The organism is Pseudomonas sp. P1.8 (genome assembly GCF_001269805.1).
In the GTDB taxonomy this organism is placed as follows: Bacteria; Pseudomonadota; Gammaproteobacteria; order Pseudomonadales; family Pseudomonadaceae; genus Aquipseudomonas.
Genome location: NZ_LHVM01000016.1, coordinates 411,597 through 433,314, shown reverse-complemented (window position 1 = coordinate 433,314; position 21,718 = coordinate 411,597). Strand labels below are relative to the sequence as shown.

The 21,718-nt window shown below is 60.3% G+C and carries 19 protein-coding genes; 9 read left to right on the top strand and 10 right to left on the bottom strand.

The features are described 5' to 3' along the window. Positions 1–154: 154 nt before the first annotated feature. The 4 genes from AD668_RS18500 to AD668_RS18485 all read left to right on the top strand — a co-directional run bounded on the left by AD668_RS18500 (position 155) and on the right by AD668_RS18485 (position 4,412). A complete protein-coding gene (locus AD668_RS18500; protein ID WP_053161047.1) occupies positions 155–1,645 on the top strand; it encodes an aldehyde dehydrogenase in 1,491 nt (496 codons plus the stop codon). Between the two features lie 52 nt (positions 1,646–1,697). Then, the gene (locus tag AD668_RS18495; RefSeq protein ID WP_053161045.1) at positions 1,698–2,981 is read left to right on the top strand and encodes an FAD-binding oxidoreductase; all 1,284 of its coding nucleotides are present in this window, start codon (positions 1,698–1,700) and stop codon (positions 2,979–2,981) included. A 317-nt stretch (positions 2,982–3,298) separates the two neighbouring features. Continuing rightward, positions 3,299–3,847, top strand: coding sequence for a cupin domain-containing protein (locus AD668_RS18490; protein WP_053161042.1), 549 nt, complete (start codon positions 3,299–3,301; stop codon positions 3,845–3,847). A 352-nt stretch (positions 3,848–4,199) separates the two neighbouring features. Beyond that, positions 4,200–4,412, top strand: coding sequence for a hypothetical protein (locus AD668_RS18485; RefSeq protein WP_256220708.1), 213 nt, complete (start codon positions 4,200–4,202; stop codon positions 4,410–4,412). 89 nt (positions 4,413–4,501) lie between these two features. On the opposite strand, the gene AD668_RS18480 is transcribed toward AD668_RS18485, so the two are convergent. After that, positions 4,502–4,720 (bottom strand): PLD nuclease N-terminal domain-containing protein, encoded by a 219-nt coding sequence (locus tag AD668_RS18480; RefSeq protein WP_053161039.1) that lies wholly within the window; start codon positions 4,718–4,720, stop codon positions 4,502–4,504. A gap of 70 nt (positions 4,721–4,790) precedes the next feature. Beyond that, positions 4,791–5,699, bottom strand: coding sequence for an alpha/beta fold hydrolase (locus AD668_RS18475; RefSeq protein ID WP_053161037.1), 909 nt, complete (start codon positions 5,697–5,699; stop codon positions 4,791–4,793). A 160-nt stretch (positions 5,700–5,859) separates the two neighbouring features. Here AD668_RS18475 and AD668_RS18470 point away from each other — a divergent pair, with 160 nt between their 5' ends. Together AD668_RS18470 and AD668_RS29550 are read left to right on the top strand one after the other, a co-directional pair. Beyond that, positions 5,860–6,303 carry an anti-virulence regulator CigR family protein gene (locus AD668_RS18470; protein ID WP_053161034.1) on the top strand — a complete coding sequence of 148 codons (444 nt, stop codon included), beginning with the start codon at positions 5,860–5,862 and terminating at the stop codon, positions 6,301–6,303. Between the two features lie 119 nt (positions 6,304–6,422). Then, positions 6,423–6,896: a hypothetical protein gene (locus AD668_RS29550; protein WP_053161032.1), complete on the top strand. Its 474-nt coding sequence runs from the start codon at positions 6,423–6,425 to the stop codon at positions 6,894–6,896. A gap of 137 nt (positions 6,897–7,033) precedes the next feature. Here AD668_RS29550 and AD668_RS18460 read toward each other — a convergent pair whose 3' ends face one another. The 5 genes from AD668_RS18460 to AD668_RS18440 all read right to left on the bottom strand — a co-directional run bounded on the left by AD668_RS18460 (position 7,034) and on the right by AD668_RS18440 (position 12,499). Further along, positions 7,034–8,407 carry a DUF1329 domain-containing protein gene (locus AD668_RS18460; RefSeq protein WP_053161030.1) on the bottom strand — a complete coding sequence of 458 codons (1,374 nt, stop codon included), beginning with the start codon at positions 8,405–8,407 and terminating at the stop codon, positions 7,034–7,036. Between the two features lie 33 nt (positions 8,408–8,440). Further along, entirely contained in the window at positions 8,441–8,854 is a 414-nt protein-coding gene (locus AD668_RS18455) for a GFA family protein (RefSeq protein ID WP_053161028.1), read from the bottom strand. A gap of 31 nt (positions 8,855–8,885) precedes the next feature. Then, positions 8,886–10,274: an MFS transporter gene (locus AD668_RS18450; protein ID WP_053161027.1), complete on the bottom strand. Its 1,389-nt coding sequence runs from the start codon at positions 10,272–10,274 to the stop codon at positions 8,886–8,888. A 92-nt stretch (positions 10,275–10,366) separates the two neighbouring features. Next, positions 10,367–11,359: a flavin reductase family protein gene (locus tag AD668_RS30045; protein ID WP_256220707.1), complete on the bottom strand. Its 993-nt coding sequence runs from the start codon at positions 11,357–11,359 to the stop codon at positions 10,367–10,369. A 72-nt stretch (positions 11,360–11,431) separates the two neighbouring features. Further along, a complete protein-coding gene (locus AD668_RS18440) occupies positions 11,432–12,499 on the bottom strand; it encodes an LLM class flavin-dependent oxidoreductase (RefSeq protein ID WP_053161025.1) in 1,068 nt (355 codons plus the stop codon). An 82-nt stretch (positions 12,500–12,581) separates the two neighbouring features. On the opposite strand from AD668_RS18440, the gene AD668_RS18435 reads away from it, so the two are divergent. Genes AD668_RS18435 through ppk2 form a run of 3 tightly spaced genes read left to right on the top strand, consistent with a single transcriptional unit; the run spans position 12,582 to position 16,133 of the window. Continuing rightward, positions 12,582–13,496, top strand: a complete 915-nt coding sequence (locus AD668_RS18435; protein ID WP_053161023.1) for a LysR family transcriptional regulator — start codon at positions 12,582–12,584, stop codon at positions 13,494–13,496. Between the two features lie 42 nt (positions 13,497–13,538). Next, on the top strand, positions 13,539–15,260 hold the full coding sequence (locus AD668_RS18430) for a SulP family inorganic anion transporter (RefSeq protein WP_053161021.1): 1,722 nt from the start codon (positions 13,539–13,541) through the stop codon (positions 15,258–15,260). A 54-nt stretch (positions 15,261–15,314) separates the two neighbouring features. Continuing rightward, on the top strand, positions 15,315–16,133 hold the full coding sequence (gene ppk2 / locus AD668_RS18425) for a polyphosphate kinase 2 (protein ID WP_053161364.1): 819 nt from the start codon (positions 15,315–15,317) through the stop codon (positions 16,131–16,133). Between the two features lie 49 nt (positions 16,134–16,182). On the opposite strand, the gene speF is transcribed toward ppk2, so the two are convergent. The 3 genes from speF to AD668_RS18410 all read right to left on the bottom strand — a co-directional run bounded on the left by speF (position 16,183) and on the right by AD668_RS18410 (position 21,688). Then, positions 16,183–18,366 carry an ornithine decarboxylase SpeF gene (speF, locus tag AD668_RS18420; RefSeq protein WP_053161018.1) on the bottom strand — a complete coding sequence of 728 codons (2,184 nt, stop codon included), beginning with the start codon at positions 18,364–18,366 and terminating at the stop codon, positions 16,183–16,185. A gap of 532 nt (positions 18,367–18,898) precedes the next feature. Next, the gene (locus tag AD668_RS18415) at positions 18,899–20,185 is read right to left on the bottom strand and encodes an FAD-binding oxidoreductase (RefSeq protein WP_053161016.1); all 1,287 of its coding nucleotides are present in this window, start codon (positions 20,183–20,185) and stop codon (positions 18,899–18,901) included. Between the two features lie 138 nt (positions 20,186–20,323). Next, entirely contained in the window at positions 20,324–21,688 is a 1,365-nt protein-coding gene (locus AD668_RS18410) for a glutamine synthetase family protein (protein WP_053161014.1), read from the bottom strand. Positions 21,689–21,718 lie beyond the last annotated feature (30 nt).

Below are 21,718 nucleotides of genomic sequence, written 5' to 3'. Positions count from 1 at the left end.
CTTGCCAGCGATGGCGTCGTCACAGTCAACATTGATGACGTCTGATCCACCGCAATCGCTGGCAAGCCAGCTCCTACAGGGATCGCATTTCATTTTTTGATTGGGTGGGCATTCAGCCCGACGATCACCTATTCCCCTGCGTCGAGTCACAACCATGACAAACACTCGCAGCGATTGGGAGCAACGCTTCCAGTCCCTCTCTATTGAAGGTCGCGCCTTCATCGACGGCCAATATTGCACCGCCGCCGATGGCGCTACGTTTGAATGCATCAGCCCGGTGGACGGTCGCTTCCTGGCGAACGTCGCCAGTACCGACGAAGCCGACGCCAATGCGGCAGTCACTGTCGCGCGCCGCACCTTCGAGTCCGGCGTCTGGTCCAACCTGGCCCCGGCCGAGCGCAAACGCATCCTGATCCGTTTCGCCGACCTGATCCTGGCGAACCGGGAAGAACTGGCCCTGCTCGAAACCCTCGACATGGGCAAGCCGATCAGCGACTCCATGAGCATCGACATTCCGGCGACCGCCAACGCGATCCGCTGGACCGCCGAAGCTATCGACAAGATCTATGACGAAGTCGCCGCGACACCTCAGGACCAATTGGGCCTGGTGACCCGCGAAGCGGTCGGCGTGGTCGCGGCCATCGTGCCGTGGAACTTCCCGCTGATCATGGCCAGCTGGAAATTCGCCCCGGCCCTGGCGATGGGCAACTCGTTCATCCTCAAACCTTCGGAAAAGTCGCCGCTGACCGCGATCCGCATCGCGCAGTTGGCGTTGGATGCCGGTATCCCGAAAGGCGTTTTCAACGTTTTGCCGGGCTACGGTCACACCGTCGGCAAGGCGCTGGCGTTGCACATGGACGTCGACGTGCTGGCCTTCACCGGCTCCACGGCGATTGCTAAACAACTGATGATCTATGCCGGCCAGAGCAACATGAAACGCGTCTGGGCGGAAGCGGGGGGCAAGAGCCCGAACGTAGTGTTCGCCGACGCACCGGATCTGCGTGCAGCCGCGCAGGCAGCGGCCAGCGGCATCGCCTTCAACCAGGGCGAAGTCTGCACCGCCGGTTCACGTCTGCTGATTGAGCGTTCGATCCGCGAGCAGTTCATTCCGTTGTTGGTCGAAGCGCTGCAAGCGTGGAAACCGGGGCACGCGCTCGATCCTGCAACCACCGTCGGCGCGGTCGTCGACCAGCGTCAACTGGACAACGTGCTGCGCTACATCGGCATCGGCAAAGCGCAAGGCGCCGAACTGATCGCGGGTGGCAACCGCACCCTCGAAGACACCGGTGGCCAGTACGTGGAACCGACGATTTTCGACGGCGTGACCAACGCCATGACCATCGCCCAGGAAGAAATCTTCGGCCCGGTTTTGTCGGTGATCACCTTCGACACGGCGGAAGAAGCCCTGGCGATTGCCAACGACAGCATCTTCGGCCTGGCCGCCGGTGTTTGGACCAGCAATCTGAGCAAGGCCCACACCTTCGCCCGTGGCCTGCGTGCCGGGAGTGTCTGGGTCAACCAGTACGACGGCGGCGACATGACCGCGCCGTTCGGCGGGTTCAAGCAGTCGGGTAACGGTCGGGACAAATCGCTGCACGCGTTCGACAAGTACACCGAACTCAAAGCGACCTGGATCAAGCTCTGATAACAATAAGGCGACGGTCGTCGACAGCTGTCGGTGGCCCTCGGAGAAATGTATGAAACAAACGCATGTAAACAGCTACTACGCCGCCACCCGCAACTTCACCGGTGATTTCCCTGTGCTGGAAGGTGCGGTGGATTGTGATGTCTGCGTGATCGGCGCCGGCTACACCGGCCTGTCCTCGGCCCTGTTCTTAGCCGAAGCGGGCTACAGCGTGACCGTACTCGAAGCGGCCAAGGTCGGTTTCGGCGCCAGCGGCCGCAATGGCGGTCAACTGGTCAACTCCTACAGCCGCGACGTCGATGTCATCGAAGAGCGCTACGGCGACAAAACTGCCGAAATCCTCGGCAGCATGATTTTCGAAGGCGCCGACATCATCCGTCAGCGCATACAGCACTACGACATCCAGTGCGATTACCGTCCCGGCGGCATCTTCGCGGCGATGAACAAGAAACAACTCAACGGCCTGGCCGAGCAGAAGAAGAGCTGGGAGCGCTACGGCAACAAGAGCCTGAAAATGCTCGACGCGGCTGATATCAAGCGCGAAGTCGGTTCCCAAGCCTACGTCGGCGGCCTGCTGGACATGCAGGGCGGCCACATTCACCCGCTGAACCTGGCCCTCGGCGAGGCTTCGGCGATCATCGGCCTGGGCGGCAAGATCTACGAACAATCGGCGGCGGTGGACATCACCTACGGTGAGCCGATCACCGTACGCACCGCAAAAGGTGTGGTAAAGGCCAAGTACCTGCTGATCGCCGGTAACGCGTACCTGCCGCAGGGCCTGGACAACCGCGTGACCAGCAAAAGCATGCCGTGCGGCTCGCAGATCGTCGTCACCGAGCCGTTGTCGGAGCAGCAAGCGCGTAGCCTGATCAAGAACAACTACTGCGTCGAAGACTGCAACTACCTGCTCGATTACTACCGCCTGACAGCGGACAACCGTCTGCTGTACGGCGGTGGCGTGGTCTACGGCGCCCGTGAACCGGACGACATCGAGCAACTGATCCGCCCGAAAATCCTCAAGACCTTCCCGCAATTGAAGGACGTGAAGATCGACTACCGCTGGACCGGCAACTTCCTGTTGACCATGTCACGCATGCCGCAATTCGGCCGTATCGAGAAAAACGCCTACTACATGCAAGGCTACAGCGGTCACGGCGTCACCTGTTCGCACCTGGCCGGCAAACTGATCTCGGAAATGATTCGTGGCGACGCTGAGCGCTTCGACGCGTTTGCCTCGCTGCCGCACATGCCGATGATCGGCGGGCGCACCTTCTCGGCACCGTTGACCGCTCTGGGCGCCGTGTACTACTCGCTGCGCGACCGTTTCGGTATCTAAGCGTTACCTCGCCGGCGGCTTCTGTGTAACAGGCGCCGCTGGTTTTTTATGCTTTTCCTGTGGGAGCCAGCCTGCTGGCGATGAGGCCATATCTGCCAAAATAGATGTCGCCTGACACACCGCTTTCGCCAGCAGGCTGGCTCCCACAGGTTGTGCGACTTCATGGCAAATGGCTATTTTTTCGGCCATTTATCGAACCTGCTGAGCATTACCAACAAACGTGATTTAATAGCCGCCTTTCACGTTTCCGGGACCGGAAAACGGCGTAAACCGCGCCTGCTCTCCACCCCTCCTTCAGGTTGGCGCATAAGGCTGTCATGGATACGGGCTCACGACTCAAATTAGTACGCGAAAGCTACAAACTGTCCCAGCGCGAGCTGGCGCGGCGTAGCGGCGTCACCAATGCCACCATCTCCCTGATCGAACAGAATCGGGTCAGTCCTTCCGTCAGCTCTCTGAAGAAACTGCTGGAGGGCATCCCCATGTCTCTGGCCGACTTCTTCACGTTCGACCAGCCGCCCCGCGAACATCAATACGTCTTCCGCAGCAGCGAGCAACCAGACCTCGGCCGCCACGGCCTGCGCCTGCTGCTGATCGGCGCCTCCGTACCGAGCCGCCAAATGCGTCTGCTGCGCGAACAATACGCGCCAGGTGCAAGCTCCGGAGAAGAGCCGATCGTGCATTCCGAGGGCGAGGAGTGCGGACTCGTCACGCGTGGCACCGTGGAATTGACCGTCGATGGCCAGATCAGCGTGCTCAACGCCGGGGACGGCTATTACTTCCCCACGACCTTGCCGCATCGCTTCCGCAACATCGGCCAGGATGAGGCGGAGATCATCAGCGCGAATACGCCGGCAAACTTCTGATTCCGACAGCAGCCCTTTGTGGGCAGCATTGCTCGTTGTCTGTTCAATCGATTTTTCAAGAGTGAAAAATGGCATTGACTGAGGAAAAACTGGTCGGCATTGCGATGACCAATCCTATCAACGCTGAAGTTATCTCGCGCTTGCCTTCACTCGGTCTGAGTCAATGACGGGACTTTAGTCGACCGTTCGTCCGCTGCCCCGCACCTTCTCGTGACCGTTTCTTCCAATGTTTTACCTACACTACGCAGGAAGAATCGACATGATGACTCACAAGGTGGTCGCGCTCGCGCTTGCGGCGTTTTTATCCAGCGGGTCGCTGTATGCGGTGGCTGCTGAAACGAGCTCTGGGGACATGATGTCCACCGATGGCAAAAGCCAGACGCGTGAACCGGCTCCCAAACCCACCAACGCCGATCCGGATGCGGCGGCGCTGCCTAAAGGGGCGGACGGCGGGACGACTGACAACGGTCCAATCCCTGCGGGGTCCAAGCCTGCGGGGGCCGGTCAGACCGGTAGCAGCAGCGGTGGATCGGGCGGCGGCGCGGGTGGCAGTGCTGGCGGGTAAAAATGTTGAGACGATCGAAAACCTGTGGCGAGGGAGCAAGTTTCCTCGCCACAGGTTGAGTATCGCTACAGGTAAAGTGTGTATTGCGCTTACTGCCGGGCCTGTGCCGACCGTGGGTTGTGAGCGATATGCCTGGGTCCCGCCAATGCCCACAAAATCAAACCAACCAACGGCACAAACACGATCACCACCATCCACACCCCTTTGGTACTCGCTTTGCCTTGGCTTTTGCGCACCCGATTGATTGCCCACAATTCGATGAGCAGCAGCACTGCCGCCAGTACGATCCAGATTGATACGTTTTGCATTCGCCACCTCCTGATAGTCCTTCAGTTAGGTGGATGCTCACTCGCAGGGTTCATTTAATTTGCGTCGCTGTCACTGGGCGATGAAATCCCGGACAACCTTGATCGTCTGTGTCGGCGCTTCTTCCATCAACCAATGCCCGGCGCCCGGAATCACCGCTTCGGTGACGTTATCCGCAGCATTGCGCATCACGATGGCTTCGTTGTTGCCGAAGGATTTTTCCCCGCCGATGGCCAGCACCGGCATGGTCAGACGCGTGGTCATGGTCGCCTTGTTGTCCAGTTCATCCTGGCGAATGCTGCGGAACTGGGCGAACGCCGCGTGCATGGCACCGGGGCGGGCGTAGAGTTTGGCGTAGTGTTGGCGGATGTCTTCATCGACCTTGGTGGGGTCACCGGCGAACTCGTTCCAGAAACGGTCCAGGTAAATGCGCTCGCGCCCGGCCACCAGGCGTTCCATGTCGGGGCCGCCGAAGTCGAAGTGCCACAGCATCGGCGAGCGAACGATGTCGTTCCACGGCGTGATGCCCGGCACCGGCGCATCCATCACCACCAGCCGATCCGTGCGTTGCGGATAACGCGCCGCGTAGGCGAAGGCGACCATGGTGCCGATGTCGTGGCCGATGACGATCGAGCGCTCGATCTTCAGTGCGCTCAGCACACCGCGAATGTCGGCTGCCTGGGTTTTCTTGTCGTAGCCACTGTCGGGAATGGACGACAAGCCCATGCCGCGAAGGTCCGGCACCACCACGGTGTGATCCCGCGCCAGATCCGCCGCCAACGGCGCCCACATGTCACCCGTATCGCCAAAACCGTGCAACAGCACCACCGCCGGGCCTTTGCCGCCGATGCGAACGTGCATCGTGACGCCGTCGACGGGAATGTCCTGAATGCGGAATGCGTCCGGGAAAGGCGTCACCGCAGCGTTTGCCGGGAAATGCAGAGCGAGCATCGTGAGGGCGGTCAGCAGCATTCGGGTCATGGCGTTGTCTCCAGATGTGGTCGTGCAAGCGCTGAGTGCGTTTGACTCAAGACCCCGGTCGGATGAGAGTAGTCGGTTTAATGGGCGCTCACCGACGGAACCAACCTCACCAGGCGCGTCTAAATTTTCAGGGAATTCTCCCGCAACGAAGGAGCGACTCATGTCCAGATCCCGCCTATTGATCGCAGCCGCTACCTGCCTGGCACTGGCCTGCGGTTCCGTCACTGCATTGGCCGATCCCGGCAAGGGCCAGGGCAATGGGAAGGAACATGGCAACCAGGGCAGTCATGGAAACAAAAACAAGAACAGTGGCGCAGAGGACTGGAGCAATGGCCCGAGCGTCAATCGTGACAGCGTGTTCGGGATTATTGGCGGCAATCGGGATTACTGGAGCCCGGGTCCTGCGTTGCCACCGGGTATCCAGAAAAACCTCGCTCGCGGCAAACCGCTGCCGCCGGGCATCGCCAAGAAGCTGGACGGTCGGTTGATCGGCCGGTTGCCTCATTATGATGGCTACGAATGGCAGCAGGTCGGCACGGATCTGATCCTGGTTGCGCTGGCCACCGGGCTGATTTATGAAATTCTCGATGGGGCATTTGATTAACCTTCGAACGGCGGATTTCTCTGGTCGCCAACCCCGATCCGTCCGTCGAGGCACTTGAACTGTAAGGGCGAAATCGCGTCTTAAATCACGCGATATCAACCCCCCTTACGGAAGCGATCATGCTTTTAAAAAACAAGAGTCTCGTTGCAGTCCTGTCGTGCGCCCTGATGTTGGCAGCTGCCCCGTTGTTGCCTGATGGCCTGTCGATCATGGGCTCCGCCTACGCGAAAGATGGCGGTGGCGGTGGCGGTGGCGGTGGCAATGGCGGTGGAAACGGCGGCGGCAATGGTGGCGGCCATGGCGGTGGAATGGGCGGCGGCAATGGCAATGGCGGTGCGGGTCACTCCGGTGGCTCTGCCAGTAACGGTCACGGTAAAGGTTTGGCCAGCGACCACGCCGGAAAGTCTGTCCGCGACCATGGCGAAAGCGGGAACCACTACGGCAGTGATCGCAACAGCGATCGAGGTCATGGCACCACGACCTCCGGCGTCGCCCATTCCAAAGACACCCGCGGCCTGAGCAAGGCCACGGCGATCTCGGCTACAACCCCGGGTGATCACAACACCAAAGGGTTGAGCAAGACCGGTCATTGATTCAACGTTGCGAAATGATCCCCTGTAGGAGCGAGCATGCTCGCGATGGACTCAAGATCGCCACGATTAACCAGCACTACGCGTTATCGTTGGTGACCATCGCGAGCAAGCTCGCTCCTACAAGTCCAATGGCTGACTTACCGAATTCCTTCCTGGCGCAACGCCGCCGGGGTATAGCTCGCCGCCGACGCAGTCGCACCAAACGCGATGCTGCGTTTCTCCTCGTTTTTCAGCCCCAGTACTGAATAGCGGCCCGATTGCAGGTCGTACAGCGTTTCGGCGGTATAGCCGGGCACTTGCTTGTGATAGTACTGCTGGGCATGACCTTCACCCACGCGCCAGAGTTGGCCGCGCCCGTCGTAGTGATCCACCTCTGCCAATTGCCAGGTGTCTTCATCGAAGTACATGTGGCGTGTCGCATAGATGTGGCGTTCGCCCGGCTTGAGTTTGGCCACCACTTCCCAGACCCGGTGCAATTCATAGCGCGTCAGGTCCTGGTTGATGTGGCCCGCCTTGAGGATGTCGGCGTACTTGAGGTTCGGCGAGTCGAGTTTGTAGCTGTTGTAGGGGATGTACAGTTCTTTCTTGCCGACCAGTTCCCAGGTGTAGCGATCCGGTGCTCCGTTGAACATGTCGTAGTTGTCGGTGGTGGCCAGGCCGTCGGCAGCGGTGGCCGGACCGTCATAGGCCACTTGCGGCGCACGGCGCACGCGACGCTGGCCGGCGTTGTACAGCCAGGCTTCGCGAGGCTCTTTGACCTGGTCGATGGTTTCGTGGACCAGCAGCACGTTGCCAGCCAGCCGTGCCGGGCCGGTCACGCGCTGGATGAAGTAGAACAGTATGTTTTCCGCCTTGTCCTTGTCGAGGTCAGGCAGTTCGCGCGGATAGGAGATTTCATCCTCCAGTTGCACCATGTTGAAATCGCCGTTCGCCTGGGGCTGCACGCGGGTGGCCAGGCGATTGAGGTTACCGCCGCGATAGCGGGTCAGGTGGTTCCACAGCACTTCGACGCCGCTCTTGGGGATCGGGAACGCGTAGTACCGCGTGTCCGTGAACCCCGCCAGGCCATTACCGCCATCCACCTCTTCAGTCTTGACCGCACTGTTTTTGATCACCGAATAGATATCAGCCGGGGCTGCGGCCGTGCGGTGCGTGGGGTAGACCGGGATCTTGTAGGTGTCGGGGTAACGCTTGAACATCGCCAACTGCCCGGCGGACAGTTTGTCCTTGTACTTTTCGGCGTTGGCGGCAGTGATCACGAACAATGGTTTTTCGTTGGCAAACGGGTCACTCAAGAAGCCCTTACTGTCGACAGTGCCGGCACTGGTCGGCAATCCGCCGTTCCAGGCCGGGATGCTGCCGTCGGCGTTCCCGGCTTTTACCGCGCCGATGGGTGTGAGGGTAGTGCCCAGTTGCGCAGCTTCATCGGGAGAGACTTTGGCCATGACGGCGGTGGCCAACAGTGAAAGCGCGAGAGCGCCGGTTTGCAGCATCATTTTTGTTGTTGTCATGTGCAGGTTCGCTCGCAGGGTTTGAAGTCAGTTTTACTCGGTGACGGCGTGCTCGTAACACGCTACATCGCGATCAATGGCGACCCAGGGTTGCGCCGATGCACACCACATGTTCAGGGCCGGGGTGAGGGTCGACGCGTCGCTGAGGGTGCCGGCCTTGACGGCGAACAGGCCGGGCATGGCCATCAACGAGGTGTACAGCGCCGAGCCACAGTGACTGCAGAAAAAACGCTGTACCGGCAGACCGCTGCCACCCTTGCTGGAGTAGCTGCTCAAACTCTGGCCCTGGACTTCAAAGCCGTCGGCCGGCACTACCACGTTGACGGAGAACGCACTGCCTGACTGTTTCTGGCAATCCTTGCAGTGACACACGGCGGTCATCAGGGGGACGGCGAGGGTGGAATACTGAACGTTGCCGCACAGGCAACTGCCATTGAGGGTGCTCATGGTTGAATGCTCTTTTTGGAGGAGAAAGGGATTACGGGTGAACGAGGCGCTCGGCCTCCCATTGCAAGGCTTTTTGCGCGGTGTGCCGCAAGCTGCTCCAGGCGCTGAAAAACAGCAGCGCCGCGAGGCCGCAGCCGAAGAGAACTACATAAAGAATCGAGTACTTGATGGCGTGCGGATCCTTGAACGCGTAGTCGGTCAACATCCCGACCAGCACTGGTCCGCAGCCGGCGCCCAACAGGCTCAATGCGCCGGTGAACATCGCCATGAACTGGCCACGCATGGACGCCGGGGCCACTTCGACGATCAGGGCTGCGCCGACGCCGAACAGGCAGGTCCAGAGCGTGGCGGCCAGTGCGAGGAAGGGGATCGCCCGCTCGATGCTCGACGCCATCAACAACGGAGCGCTCACCAGCGCCAACAGCACACTGGCAATCAAGGCGATGCGCAGGTTGGCGTTGGCGACTCCACGATTGCGCCAGTGCTCACCCAGCCAGCTGGCGATGATCACGCCGAGCGGACCGCAAACGCACATGATTGCGCCCATCAAGGCGCCGACCCGGGCGTAGGTCCAGCCAAATTCACGCACCAGAAACGTCGGCACCCAGCTGCCACTGCCATACACCGCAGTGTAGAAACAGCCGGCACCGACAAAGATCGCGACGAAAGTGCGACGGTTTTCTCGCAGGTAGGCCAGCACTTCACGCAATGGCACCTGCGGCTGTGCGACGGGTTTGACGCCCAAGGCATTTTTACGCAGGCGTGGCTCCGCAACGCCGATCATCAGCACCAATACCAGCAACCCTGGCAGCCCGATCGACATCAACGTGGTCTGCCACGGTTGCAGCAAGCCCAACCCGGGCAGGGTCAGCGGATGTGCAGTGAAGTAACCGAGCACCAATCCGGTGGCGAGTAACCCGGCGCCGGCGCCGAACGAGGCGCCGGTGCCAAATACTCCCAAGGCGCGCCCGCGTTTTTCCGGGGTAAACAGATCGCTGATCAACGACACTGCCCCGGGTAACAGCACCGCTTCACCCACCGCGACACCGATGCGCGCCAGCAACAGATGCCAGAATTCGTTGGCAAGTCCGCCAGCCGCCGTCGCCAGGCACCACAGGCCGATACCGATGGCAATCACCAGCCGCCGATTACCACGGTCGATGAGCCGCGCAATTGGCAGGCCGACCAGGGAATAAAACGCAGCAAAGGTAAAACCGTGAAGCACCCCCATCCAACTGTCGTTGACCTGCAGCGACTGCTGAATCGGGCCAACCAGCAGTGTCAGGATTTGCCGGTCCATGATGGAAAAAATGTAGGCGATCAGCAAAACGCTGACGGTGTAATACGCCTGCCCGCGATGGGGCAGCTCCACGACAGAAGGCTGAGCAGTGGAGACCTGGATACCGGTTGAACTCGACATCTGGTGATGACCTCATGGCATGCGCTGTTTTTATTGTTGAACCCGACCCGTGGGGGCAAGTTGCTGCCCCCGGTGGTGCCTTGGCAAAACGTTTAGCCGGGCTGCTGCCAAAGATTGTTGTCCTGCCAGATGTTTTCCTTGCGCCAGTGATCCGGCAGGGTTTCGCCGGTTTGCTGGATCACGCGGCCGATCAGCAGTTTCAGTTGCTGGGCTTCTTCGTAGTCGAGTGACTCCATCGCTGTCATTTCCGCCGCCTTGGCGAACGCCAGCCATTGGATGGTCAATTGCCGCCCGGGCTCGGTGAAGTAAATCCGTTGCGATTGTTCGCCACACGCTTGCAGGGTGAGCAGGCCCTTGTCGACCCAGATGTCCAGGTGTTCCTGAAGCAGCTGTTTACCGACGAACTCAAACAACCGACGCAATTCGCCCAGGGTTTTGCCTTCGCCAAAACTGAGCATGCCCAGCAGTTCGAAATCGAGATCGCTCATGCCCATGGCCTTGAGTTGCTGGCGAATCGGCAGTTGCATCTGGTAGTAGGCACGGCCGAGCAGGAAGCCGAGCCAGTTCTCGCCGTAGACGCTGTTGTCCACCGTGGGTACAGGCTGCATCAGACGCCGGTAACCGCCGCCATGAAACACCAGCGGCGGGGTGTCGAAACGGTCGAAGGCCAGCACTTCACCGACCAGAATGACGTGATCGCCACCTTCATATTGATAGGTGGTGCGGCACTGGAAACGTGCCGAACAACCTTCCAGCAACGGGATACCGTCGGAACCGCGGGTGGTGGTCAGCCCGGCGAACTTGTCGGCGCCGCGCTTGGCAAACAGGTTGGACAGATGTTCCTGGTCGGTGGCCAGGATGTGCACGGCAAAGTGTTCGGAACCGGTGAAGGCGTGGGCCGACGTCGAGTCTTTGTTCAAGCTCCATAGCACCATCGGCGGGTCGATAGACACCGAGTTGAAGCTGTTGGCGGTCAGGCCATAGTCCTGGCCGTCCGCGCCGCGGGTAGTGACGATGGTCACGCCGGTGGTAAAGGCACCGAGTGCCTGGCGAAACTGTCGCGGGTCGAAATTCGAAGGGTTCATGCAAGGGGCTCCATCGCCGCTGACGGATCGCGGCGAATTTTTTTGTTTTTGTTCTGGCGATCACGCTGTATTTCAAGGGCAGAGCAAAGGCATGACCAAGCGGCCAAAGCGTTCGGCTTCCTCGTGATGCGGATAACCCGACAGGCAGAAACCGGTACAGCCCGCGTCGACGAACTCCATCAGTTGCGCGGCGACTTGCTGCGGATTGCCGACCACGGCAACCCCGGCGCCCGGACGCACTTCGGTAATGCCGGTCCACAGGTGCGGCGTCATCTTGCGTCCGGCGGTTTTGGACAGTTCAGCGGCACGCTGGCTGGCGACGGAGTTGCTCTTCGCCGCGAGTTGAACCGCAGCGGCCAGCGCCGAGTTTTCCGCACCGGCGATGAGCGCCTGCGCGGCGGCCCAGGCATCGTCTTCGTTTTCGCGGCAAATAATTTGCAGGCGCATGGCGAAACGGATCTCGTCTTCGCGTCCATATTTGGCCGCGCGGGCGCGCATCTCGATGATCTGCCCGGCGATGCGTTCCGGGTAATCGCCCCAGAACAGGTGGACCGACGAATGCTTGGCGGAGATTTCAGCGGCCTGTTCAGAACCGCCGCCGAGGAAGAAGGGTGGATGCGGCTGCTGGAAAGTGGCCGGCATGATCTTCGGCCCATTGACCTGAAAATGTTTGCCGTTGTGCTCGACACCTTGCTCGGTCCACAGGCGCTTCATCAGCTCGACTTCTTCCAGCAGCTGGTCGTAGCGATCCTCTTTGGCCTCGAATTGACCTTCGGCCAACGCGTCTTTGTCGCTGACACCGGCGATCAGGTTGAGGTAAATGCGGCCCTGGGACAGTTGGTCGAAGGTCGCGATCATTTTGGCCTGGGCGACCGGGTGGATATAGCCGGGTTTCAAGGCAGCCAGCATTTTCAGCTTGGTGGTGCGCGCGGCGAGGTACGAAGCCACGACCCAGGCGTCCCAGCAAATGGCGCTGACTGGAATCAGCATGTAGTCGAAACCGGCGTTTTCGGCCGCAAGGGCGACGCGTTCGAAGTGCTCCAGCGAGCGTGGAATTTCCTGGCTCGGATCACCAAATGCGCTGGTGTCGCCAAGGGTTGGACAGAACCAACCCATGCTCAGGGGGATTTTTTTATTCATTGTGAGTCTCCCGACGGTGAACGATGGGTCCACTAAATCAAAGGCCTTACAATGAGTAAAATGAATATGTACCATTCGAGGAATGCACAATATTAATATCCGTACCCTGGATCTGAATCTGCTGGTGGTGTTCATCACCCTCTGGGAAACCCAGAGCGTGACCCGCGCCAGCGAACGCCTGGCGTTGAGCCAGTCCGCCGTCAGCCATGCCCTGCGTCGATTGCGCGAGCGAATGGGCGATGAATTGTTCGTACTCGGGCGCGCAGGCCTGTTGCCCACGCCACGCGCCACCGAACTGATCGGTCCGATACGCGAGGCTCTGGAGAAGATTGACCAGGCCTTGCAGGGTGACGCGTCGTTCGCGCCCGCAACGGCCCGCCGCACGTTCCGTATCGCGGCGGGCGACTTTGTCGAGTTCCTGATCCTGCCCAGGCTGCTGCAACACATTTCCATCGCGGCGCCGGGCGTTGTCATTGAAATCGTGCCCTTGCCGGAGCCTGCGGCGTTGCCATTGATGCTGGAAAGCGGGGCGATTGATCTGGTGGTCAATACCCCGATGGCATTGGGGGCAGGCCTGCGCTTTGAGCAATTGGCGACCATTCAGTTGCTCACGCTGATCTGGCAGCGCGAGCGCCTGGACGCCGGGCGTTTTCCACTGGCGCTGTACCTGGAACGGCCCCACGTCGTCATCAGCATGCATGATCGCGGCGGCAACATCATCGACCGCACACTGGCCGCGAAGTCCTTGAGCCGACGCATTGGCGCGGTCGTGCAAAATTTCATGGCGATGCCGGTCATCGCCTCGCAAACCGGCTACATTTGTAACTTGCCGAGCCCTATTGCGCGCACGTTCGCCGACATGTTCAGCCTCAGTTGTCACGCCCCGCCGCTTGAGTTTCCCGAGCCCGAGTTGATTGCCTGTTGGCACACGCGATTCGATGCCGATGAAGGTCTGCAATGGTTACGTGTGCAGATAAGGGATAGTGCGGTCAGCTGAGTTCACTCATCATCCGCATCACGATTTGCGACGGAGTTACTCATGGATCAGCAAGGCAGCCATCCGCACGAACACACTCCCGGGTTTCAACGCGGGAGTAGGGTGCGTGACCTGTTGATACCGGAGTGGCTGAGCAACTATCGGCCCGACTGGTTCAGGGGGGACATCATCGCCGGACTCACCGCCGCGGCGGTGGTGATTCCCAAGGCACTGGCCTATGCCACCATCGCCGGTCTGCCGGTGCAGGTCGGGCTGTACACGGCATTGGTGCCGATGGTGATTTATGCGCTGCTCGGCAGTTCGCGCCCGCTCAGCGTCAGCACCACCACCACCCTGGCCATCCTGGCCGGTTCGGCACTCGGACAGGTCAGCCCCGACGGCGATGCGGCGACCTTGCTCGCGGCGTCCGCCACGCTGGCGCTGATGGTGGGGGCGATCCTGATTGTCGCTGGGATACTGCGGCTGGGCTTTGTCGCCAACTTCATTTCTGAACCGGTGCTGGTGGGATTCAAGGCTGGCATTGGTGTGGTCATCGTGCTCGATCAGATGCCCAAACTGCTGGGTACGCACATCGACAAAGGCGGGTTCCTGCATAACGTTGTGGCGACTTTTCAAAGCCTCGGACACGCCTCGCTGCCGACCGTGGTGGTTGGCGTGTCCATGGTGCTGCTGCTGATCGCCATGAAGCGTTTTACCCCGCGCTTGCCGGCACCGCTGATTGCCGTGGGGATCGGCATTCTCGCGATGAGTCTGTTGGACCTTGAGCGATTCGGCGTCTCGTCCGTTGGCACAGTGCCGATTGGCCTGCCGGCGCTGACGATGCCCATCTGGTCGATGGCCGAAGCGTTGTGGCCTTCGGCTTTGGGTATCGCGCTGATGAGTTTTACCGAAACCATTGCCGCAGGACGCGCCTTCGCCCGCAATGACGAGCCCACCCCGCAGCCGAACCGCGAACTGGTTGCCACCGGTGTCGCCAACATCGGCGGAGCCTTTCTCGGGGCCATGGTCGCCGGGGGCGGGACTACTCAGACTGCCGTGAATCGCCTGGCCGGGGCGCGTTCGCAGCTGGCCGCGCTGGTCACTGCGGGGTTGTCGCTGGGCACTTGCCTGCTGCTGGCACCGTTCATTGGCCTGATGCCCAACGCCACGCTCGCCGCGGTGGTGATCGTCTATTCGGTGGGTCTGATCGAACCGGCAGAGTTTCGCGAGATCCTGTCGGTGCGGCGCACCGAGTTTGTCTGGGCCTTGGTGGCAATGCTGGGGGTGATGTTGCTGGGCACGTTGCAAGGCATCGTCGTGGCGATCGTTGTCTCGCTGGTAGCGCTGGCCTATCAGGTGTCCGATCCTCCTGTGCATCGACTGGGTCGCAAACCCGGTACCAACGTCTATCGTCCGCAGTCCGCAGAGAATGCCGCAGACGAGCAGTTTGACGGGTTGCTGTTATTGCGCCCGGAAGGTCGCGTGTTCTTCGCCAATGCCGAACGCATCGGCGACAAAATGCGCCCGCTGATCAATGACGCCAACCCCGAGGTGGTGATTCTCGACCTGCGCAGCGTGTTCGACCTCGAATACACCGCCTTGAAGATGCTCACCGTGGCGGAGCAGCGAATGCGCGAAAAAGGCGTTTCGCTGTGGATGGTGGGCATGAGCCCGACGGTTTGGGACATGGTCGTCAAGGCTCCGTTGGGTCGCACGCTGGGCGAGGGGCATATGTTCTTGAACCTTGAGCAGGCAGTCGATCATTACCAGCGCAGTCGACAGTGAATGCTGTCGGACGCTTTGCGAACGTTATTTCACGAAATGAACGAGGTATCGGCGATGGCGAAGAAGAAGGCTGCAGCGAAGAGCAAGCCTGTTGAAAGTGACAAGCTCAAGACCAAGGACTATCTCGAGGAACTGGCCCGGCTGCATGTCGAGCTGGTCAAGCTGCAAGAGTGGGTCAAGCACAAGGGCCTGAAGGTTTGCATTCTTTTCGAAGGGCGTGACGGGGCAGGCAAGGGCGGTACGATCAAGGCCATCACCGAACGCGTCAGCCCGCGGGTATTCAGGGTGCTGGCATTACCGGCACCCACCGAGCGGGAAAAAAGCCAGATGTATCTGCAACGCTATCTGCCGCACCTGCCGGCAGCCGGTGAAGTGGTGATCTTCGACCGCAGCTGGTACAACCGTGCGGGCGTGGAACGGGTCATGGGTTTTTGCACTGAAGAGCAGGTCGATACCTTCCTCAAAGTGGCGCCTCGTGTCGAACAGGCCCTGGTCGAGTCGGGGATCATCCTGATCAAATACTGGCTTGAAGTGAGTGAAGAGGAACAGACTCGACGGCTCAAGGGGCGCATCACCGACGGACGAAAAATCTGGAAGCTGTCGCCAATGGACCTCAAGTCCTACAACCGCTGGTACGACTATTCCCGCGCCCGGGACGACATGTTCGCAGCCACCGACACCGAGTTCGCCCCCTGGCGTGTTGCCAATTCGAACGACAAGCGCCGGGCCCGGCTCAATATCATCAGTGATCTGCTCGCCAGCATTCCCTATGAGGACGTTCCTCGGGCGAAAGTGAAGCTGCCAAAACGCCAGGGGCCGGGTAACTATCGGGATCCCAACTATCCGTTCAAGTTCATTACGGAAAAGTACTGACCCGTAAAAATGACAAGGGCCAGGCAAGCCTGGCCCCTGCATCAGCGCATCAGGCCTTGATCACATAGCCGTAAGCCCGAGTGCGGCCACCTTCGTTCTTCAAATACACGCCTTGCAGCTCCGGCGTGAAACCCGGCAAGGCGTTGATGCCTTCTTCCAGTGCCAGGAAATACTTCAGCACCGCGCCACCCCAGATTTCGCCAGGTACCACGCACAGCACGCCGGGCGGATAGGGCAGTGCGCCTTCGGCGGCGATCCGGCCGTCTGCATCGGCCAGCGCCACCAGTTCGACGTTGCCACGGATGTACTCGTTCTGCGCTTGCTGCGGGTTCATGGCTTTTTTCGGGAAGTGTTCCTTGCGGAACATCGCCTTTTGCAGATGCTGGACGTCGCGCTCGCGGTAGAGGTCGTGCATTTCCTGGCAGAGCTGGCGGATGGTGTAGTTGCGGTAGCGCTCCTCGTTCGCCGCGTAGATCGTTGGCAACACCCGGCTCATTGGCGCGTCATCGCTGATGAAACGCTCAAAACGAGCGATCTGCGCGGCGAGGTGGGTCATTTTCGCCCAGTCTTCGGCCGGGGTGAGCAGGAACAGAATCGAGTTCAGGTCGCATTTTTCCGGCACGATGCCGTTCTCGCGCAGGAAGTTGGCGAGGATGCCCGCATGGATGCCGAAGTCGGTGTAGCTGCCATCGACCGGGTCGATCCCCGGTGTGGTGAACAGCAGCTTGCACGGGTCGATGAAGTATTGCTTCTCGGCGTATCCGCCAAAGGCATGCCAGCGATCCTTCGGATGGAATTCGAAGAAACGCAGGTCGTTGGCGATCTCATCCGTCGGATAGTCTTCCCAGGCGCGGCCTTCAATGGTATCGGGCACAAATGGGCGCACCATGGTGCAGGCTTCCAGAATCAGTTTGCGGGCATCGATGCCGAACTTCACGCAGTCTTCCCACAGGCGCAGGCCACTGCGTCCGGCGTGGATACGCGCGTTGACGTCCAGCGAGGCGAACAACGGGTAGAACGGGCTGGTCGAGGCCTGGGCCATGAAGGAGTTGTTCAGCCGATGATGGTTGCAGTAGCGGTCCTGGCCCTTGATGTGCCGGTCTTTCTTGTGCACCTGGGACGCCTGGGAGAAACCGGCTTGTTGTTTGTGCACCGATTGGGTGACGAAGATGCCGGGGTCGTTTTCATTCAGCTCCAGCAGCAGGGGCGAGCAGTCTTTCATCATCGGGATGAACTGTTCGTAACCGACCCATGCCGAGTCGAACAGGATGTAGTCGCACAATTTGCCGATGCGGTCGACGACCTGCCGGGCGTTGTAGATGGTGCCGTCGTAAGTGCCGAGCTGAATGATCGCCAGGCGGAACGGGCGTGGCAGCTGGGCTTTATCCGGCGCGACCTCGGCAATCAGCTCACGCAGGTAGTCTTCTTCAAAACAATGCGAGTCGATCCCGCCAATGAAACCATAGGGGTTGCGCGCCGTTTCCAGGTACACCGGCGTCGCGCCGGACTGGATCAGCGCCCCTTGGTGATTGGACTTGTGGTTGTTGCGGTCGAACAGCACCAGATCGCCCGGGGTGAGCAGGGCGTTGGTCACCACTTTGTTGGAGGCGGAAGTGCCGTTGAGCACGAAGTAGGTCTTGTCGGCGTTGAACACTTTCGCCGCGTGTTTTTGTGCCAGCAGTGCCGGGCCCTCGTGGATCAGCAAGTCGCCGAGCTTGACGTCGGCGTTGCACATGTCGGCGCGAAACAGCGTCTCGCCAAAGAAGTCGAAAAACTGCCGGCCTGCCGGGTGCTTGCGGAAGAACTGCCCACCCTGGTGACCTGGGCAGGCGAATGTGGCGTTGGCCGATTCGGTGTACTTTTTCAGCGAGTCGAAGAAGGGCGGCAGCAGGGTTGCTTCATAGGCCCGGGCCGCGGTTTCCAGTTGGTTGCCATGGTATTCGACGTTGGCACGGGTCCTGTCGAAAATGCCATTTACCTGCAACAGTACGTCTTGCAGGTGCTTGTAGACTTGTCGGGGTTGGGTTTCCACCCCTGGGGAGGCGACCAGAAAAATCGGAATATCGAATCCGGTGCGCTGGATGGCGTCCAGGGCACCGGCCAAAACATCGGCAACAGAGACCACCGCAACCGCAACATTGGTGAAGTCGGTGTTGCCGAGCAGGACCACTTCCCGGGCATTTTTGAAACATTCCTGCGCGCCTTCGCTGGCGGCAATCTTCAGGGCTTTCATCGTGGCGTCTCCTGGCGGGCACTCAATTGTCCGCGGCATTAATAGAGATCAATTTCCGAGGGAGCCTTCCAGTTCCCCTGATCGAAAATCGTGTCACCACTGGTTATAGAGCATATTCATGATCTGTCAGTCTTTTCCCTGCCTGTTGCGGAAATTGCCGACAGACGCTTGATTCAGGTCAACAAAGCGGTGCTGATCAGGCGTGTCCCAGGGCAACGGCAAAAGACACCACGATCATGCAGGCGAAAGCGAAATTGAGATTCATGAGGGTTCCATCCGTTCGATTGGCAATGGCGCCATCTTGAACAGATCGGGAGCAAATAAAAAATTCGCCGTAGTGATTTGAGAGATCGAAAGAATTGATACTTGACGATGTGTTTGCGGTGTAGCGGGTGGCCCCATCGCGGGCAAGCCCCACAGGGGATATCTGTCAGACACAAATTTTGTGTTCGACCGCAATCCCTGTAGGAGCAAGCTTGCTCGCGAAGAGGCCCGTACAGACAACATCAATGCTGAAAATGCAGCAATTGGCTCAGCGCAACCGCTCCAGCATCTGGTAATACCACATGCCCGCCGCCAGCATCGGGTTGCCCAGCAGGTCCCCCATCGGCACACGAATGTGCTGGCACGCGGCGAACGTATCGTACTGCTCCATTTGTCCGGTAATCGCCCGGCCCATGATTTCGCCCATGATATGGCTCGTGGCGATGCCGTGGCCGGAGTAGCCCTGGCAGTACCAGACGTTGTCCGAAAGCTTGCCCAGCTGCGGGATGCGATTGATCACGATGCCCATCGCGCAGCTCCATTGGTAATCGATGGCCACCCCCTTGAGCGCCGGGAACGTTTGCTCGATGCACGGACGCAGTTCGGCGGCGATGTCGCGTGAGTCTTTGCCGCTGTAGTTGGCGCCACCGCCGAACAGCAGGCGACCATCGGCGGTCAGGCGGTAGTAGTCGAGCACGAAACGGCAGTCGTAGACCGCGAGGTCTTCGGGGTTGATCTGCTTCGCCAGATCGCCCAGCGGCGCAGTGGTGACGATGCCGCCCATGGCCGGGAAGATCTTGCCCTTGAGCTTGCCCGGTTCGAGCTTGTGATAGACGTCACCGGCCAGCAGCACTTGACTGGCATCGATGCGGCCGTGGGCGGTACGCACGCCCGGTGTGTCGCCGTGGATGATTTCCAGCACTTCGCTGTTTTCGAAGATCAGTGCGCCCAGGCGCTCGGCCGCACGCGCTTCACCGATGCACAGGTTCAACGGGTGCAAATGCATGTTGCGGGTGTTCTTGATTGCCCCGTGATAGAGGTCGCTTTGCAACAGGTCGCGTACCTGGCTGCGATCGAGCAGGCTGACCTCGTCGCTCATGCCACGGCGCACGGCTTCGTCGTAATCCTTGCGCAAGCCGTCCATGTGAGCAGGCTTGTAGGCCGCATGCAGGTGACCGTGCTTGAGGTCGCAGGCGATACCGTATTTCTCGACCCGCTGCTGGATGATCTGGTGCCCGCGCCAGCGCAGGTGCCAGATGAAATCGTCGACGTCGTCGCCAATGGTGCGGCGCATCTGTTTGCGCATCGCTTCATCGCCCGAGAGGCTGCCGGTGACCTGGCCGCCATTGCGCCCGGTGGCGCCCCAGCCGATTTTATTACTTTCGACAATGGCGACTTTCAGGCCTTTTTCCGCCAGTTCGACAGCGGTGGCGACGCCGGTGAAACCGCCGCCGATGATCACCACGTCGACGCGGTGCCGGCCTTGCAGGGTCGGGTAATCAGTGTCCTGGTTGAGGGTTGCGGTGTAGTAGGAGTTGCAGCGTTGTTGGGTCATTTGGGTGTCTACGCAAAAGGGGAAGTGAAGGCGACGCGAATCTTGTAGGAGCGAGCTTGCTCGCGATGAGGCCATGTCAGGCAACATCACAGGTCAATGACACACCGCAATCGCGAGCAAGCTCGCTCCCACAGGGGCTTACGCTTCAGTCAAATACCAGCGCCAGTCCTGCTCACCCACTTCAGCCATGAACTGCCGGTACTCGGCGCGTTTGACCGCCAGATACACCCCCAGAAACTCCTGACCCAAGGCGTCCCGCGCCCATACTGAATTCTCCAGCGCTGTCAGCGACGTCAGCCAATCGGTCGGCAGCAATTGCGTAGCTTGCGCGTAGCCGTTGCCTTCCACCGGATCGCCCGGATCGATGTTTTCGCTGATGCCCCGATGAATCCCCGCCAGAATCGCCGCGGCCGCCAGATACGGGTTGGCGTCGGCGCCGCAGATGCGGTGTTCGATGTGGCGGCTGTTGGCCGGGCCACCGGGCACGCGCAGGCTGACGGTGCGGTTGTCGACGCCCCAGGTCGGCGCCAGCGGTGCGTAGCTGTTGGCCTGGAAACGCCGGTAGGAGTTGGCGTTGGGGCAGAACAGCAGCAGTGAATCAAGCAACGAAGCCAGCATGCCGCCGATGGCGGTGCGCAGCAGTGGCGTACCGGCCGGGTCTTCGGACGCGAACAGATTGCGTCCCTCGGCGTCGGCGATGCTGACGTGCATGTGCATACCGGTGCCCGCCAGGTGATCGAACGGCTTGGCCATGAACGTCGCCTGCATGCCGTGCTTGTGGGCGATGGCTTTCACCAGACGCTTGTAGCGCACCGCTTGGTCCATCGCTTCCAGGGCATCGCCATGTTCCAGGGTGATTTCCACCTGACCCGGTGCGTACTCGGAAATCGCCGTGCGAGCTGGAATGCCGTGGAGCTTGCACGCCGCATAAAGGTCGGCGAGGAACGGTTCGATCTGTTCCAGTTCGCGCAGGCCATACACCTGCGTGTGTCGCGGTCGACCACCGTCCGCGTCCAGCGCCGGTTGCGGGCGACCGTTGTGGTCGCGTTTGGCGTCGAGCAGGTAGAACTCCAGTTCGCAGGCCATCACCGGGTAGTAACCCTCGGCTTTCAGACGCTCGATCACATTGATCAGCAGGTGACGCGGGTCGGCGATGCTCGCCGGCATGCCTTCTTCAGGGTGCATGCTGACCTGCACGGCGGCGGTCGGAATCTGCCGCCACGGCAAGCGCACCAGGCTGCCTTCGAGCGGATAGGCGCGGCAATCGATGTCGCCCACGTCCCAGACCAGACCGGAGTTTTCGACGTCCTCACCTTGCAGGGTCAAACCGAGGATGGTGCTGGGCAGCGGACGGCCGCTTTCGTAGACCGCCAGCAGTTCTTCGCGGTGCAACAGCTTGCCGCGCGGCACGCCGTTGGCGTCGAGAATGAACAGCTCGATCATATCGATATCGGGGTTGTCGGCCAGAAAGCGTTTGGCGTCTTCAAGGGCTGCGAATTTCATGGTTCGTCACTCACGTTGGCGTCCTGCGGA

What these genes read in the sequence shown, in the direction of transcription:
- AD668_RS18500 (WP_053161047.1), top strand. Translation starts at nt 155, where the DNA reads ATGACAAACACTCGCAGCGATTGGGAGCAACGCTTCCAGTCCCTCTCT.
- AD668_RS18495 (WP_053161045.1), top strand. Translation starts at nt 1,698, where the DNA reads ATGAAACAAACGCATGTAAACAGCTACTACGCCGCCACCCGCAACTTC.
- AD668_RS18490 (WP_053161042.1), top strand. Translation starts at nt 3,299, where the DNA reads ATGGATACGGGCTCACGACTCAAATTAGTACGCGAAAGCTACAAACTG.
- AD668_RS18485 (WP_256220708.1), top strand. Translation starts at nt 4,200, where the DNA reads ATGATGTCCACCGATGGCAAAAGCCAGACGCGTGAACCGGCTCCCAAA.
- AD668_RS18480 (WP_053161039.1), bottom strand. Translation starts at nt 4,720, where the DNA reads ATGCAAAACGTATCAATCTGGATCGTACTGGCGGCAGTGCTGCTGCTC.
- AD668_RS18475 (WP_053161037.1), bottom strand. Translation starts at nt 5,699, where the DNA reads ATGACCCGAATGCTGCTGACCGCCCTCACGATGCTCGCTCTGCATTTC.
- AD668_RS18470 (WP_053161034.1), top strand. Translation starts at nt 5,860, where the DNA reads ATGTCCAGATCCCGCCTATTGATCGCAGCCGCTACCTGCCTGGCACTG.
- AD668_RS29550 (WP_053161032.1), top strand. Translation starts at nt 6,423, where the DNA reads ATGCTTTTAAAAAACAAGAGTCTCGTTGCAGTCCTGTCGTGCGCCCTG.
- AD668_RS18460 (WP_053161030.1), bottom strand. Translation starts at nt 8,407, where the DNA reads ATGACAACAACAAAAATGATGCTGCAAACCGGCGCTCTCGCGCTTTCA.
- AD668_RS18455 (WP_053161028.1), bottom strand. Translation starts at nt 8,854, where the DNA reads ATGAGCACCCTCAATGGCAGTTGCCTGTGCGGCAACGTTCAGTATTCC.
- AD668_RS18450 (WP_053161027.1), bottom strand. Translation starts at nt 10,274, where the DNA reads ATGTCGAGTTCAACCGGTATCCAGGTCTCCACTGCTCAGCCTTCTGTC.
- AD668_RS30045 (WP_256220707.1), bottom strand. Translation starts at nt 11,359, where the DNA reads ATGAACCCTTCGAATTTCGACCCGCGACAGTTTCGCCAGGCACTCGGT.
- AD668_RS18440 (WP_053161025.1), bottom strand. Translation starts at nt 12,499, where the DNA reads ATGAATAAAAAAATCCCCCTGAGCATGGGTTGGTTCTGTCCAACCCTT.
- AD668_RS18435 (WP_053161023.1), top strand. Translation starts at nt 12,582, where the DNA reads ATGCACAATATTAATATCCGTACCCTGGATCTGAATCTGCTGGTGGTG.
- AD668_RS18430 (WP_053161021.1), top strand. Translation starts at nt 13,539, where the DNA reads ATGGATCAGCAAGGCAGCCATCCGCACGAACACACTCCCGGGTTTCAA.
- ppk2 (WP_053161364.1), top strand. Translation starts at nt 15,315, where the DNA reads ATGGCGAAGAAGAAGGCTGCAGCGAAGAGCAAGCCTGTTGAAAGTGAC.
- speF (WP_053161018.1), bottom strand. Translation starts at nt 18,366, where the DNA reads ATGAAAGCCCTGAAGATTGCCGCCAGCGAAGGCGCGCAGGAATGTTTC.
- AD668_RS18415 (WP_053161016.1), bottom strand. Translation starts at nt 20,185, where the DNA reads ATGACCCAACAACGCTGCAACTCCTACTACACCGCAACCCTCAACCAG.
- AD668_RS18410 (WP_053161014.1), bottom strand. Translation starts at nt 21,688, where the DNA reads ATGAAATTCGCAGCCCTTGAAGACGCCAAACGCTTTCTGGCCGACAAC.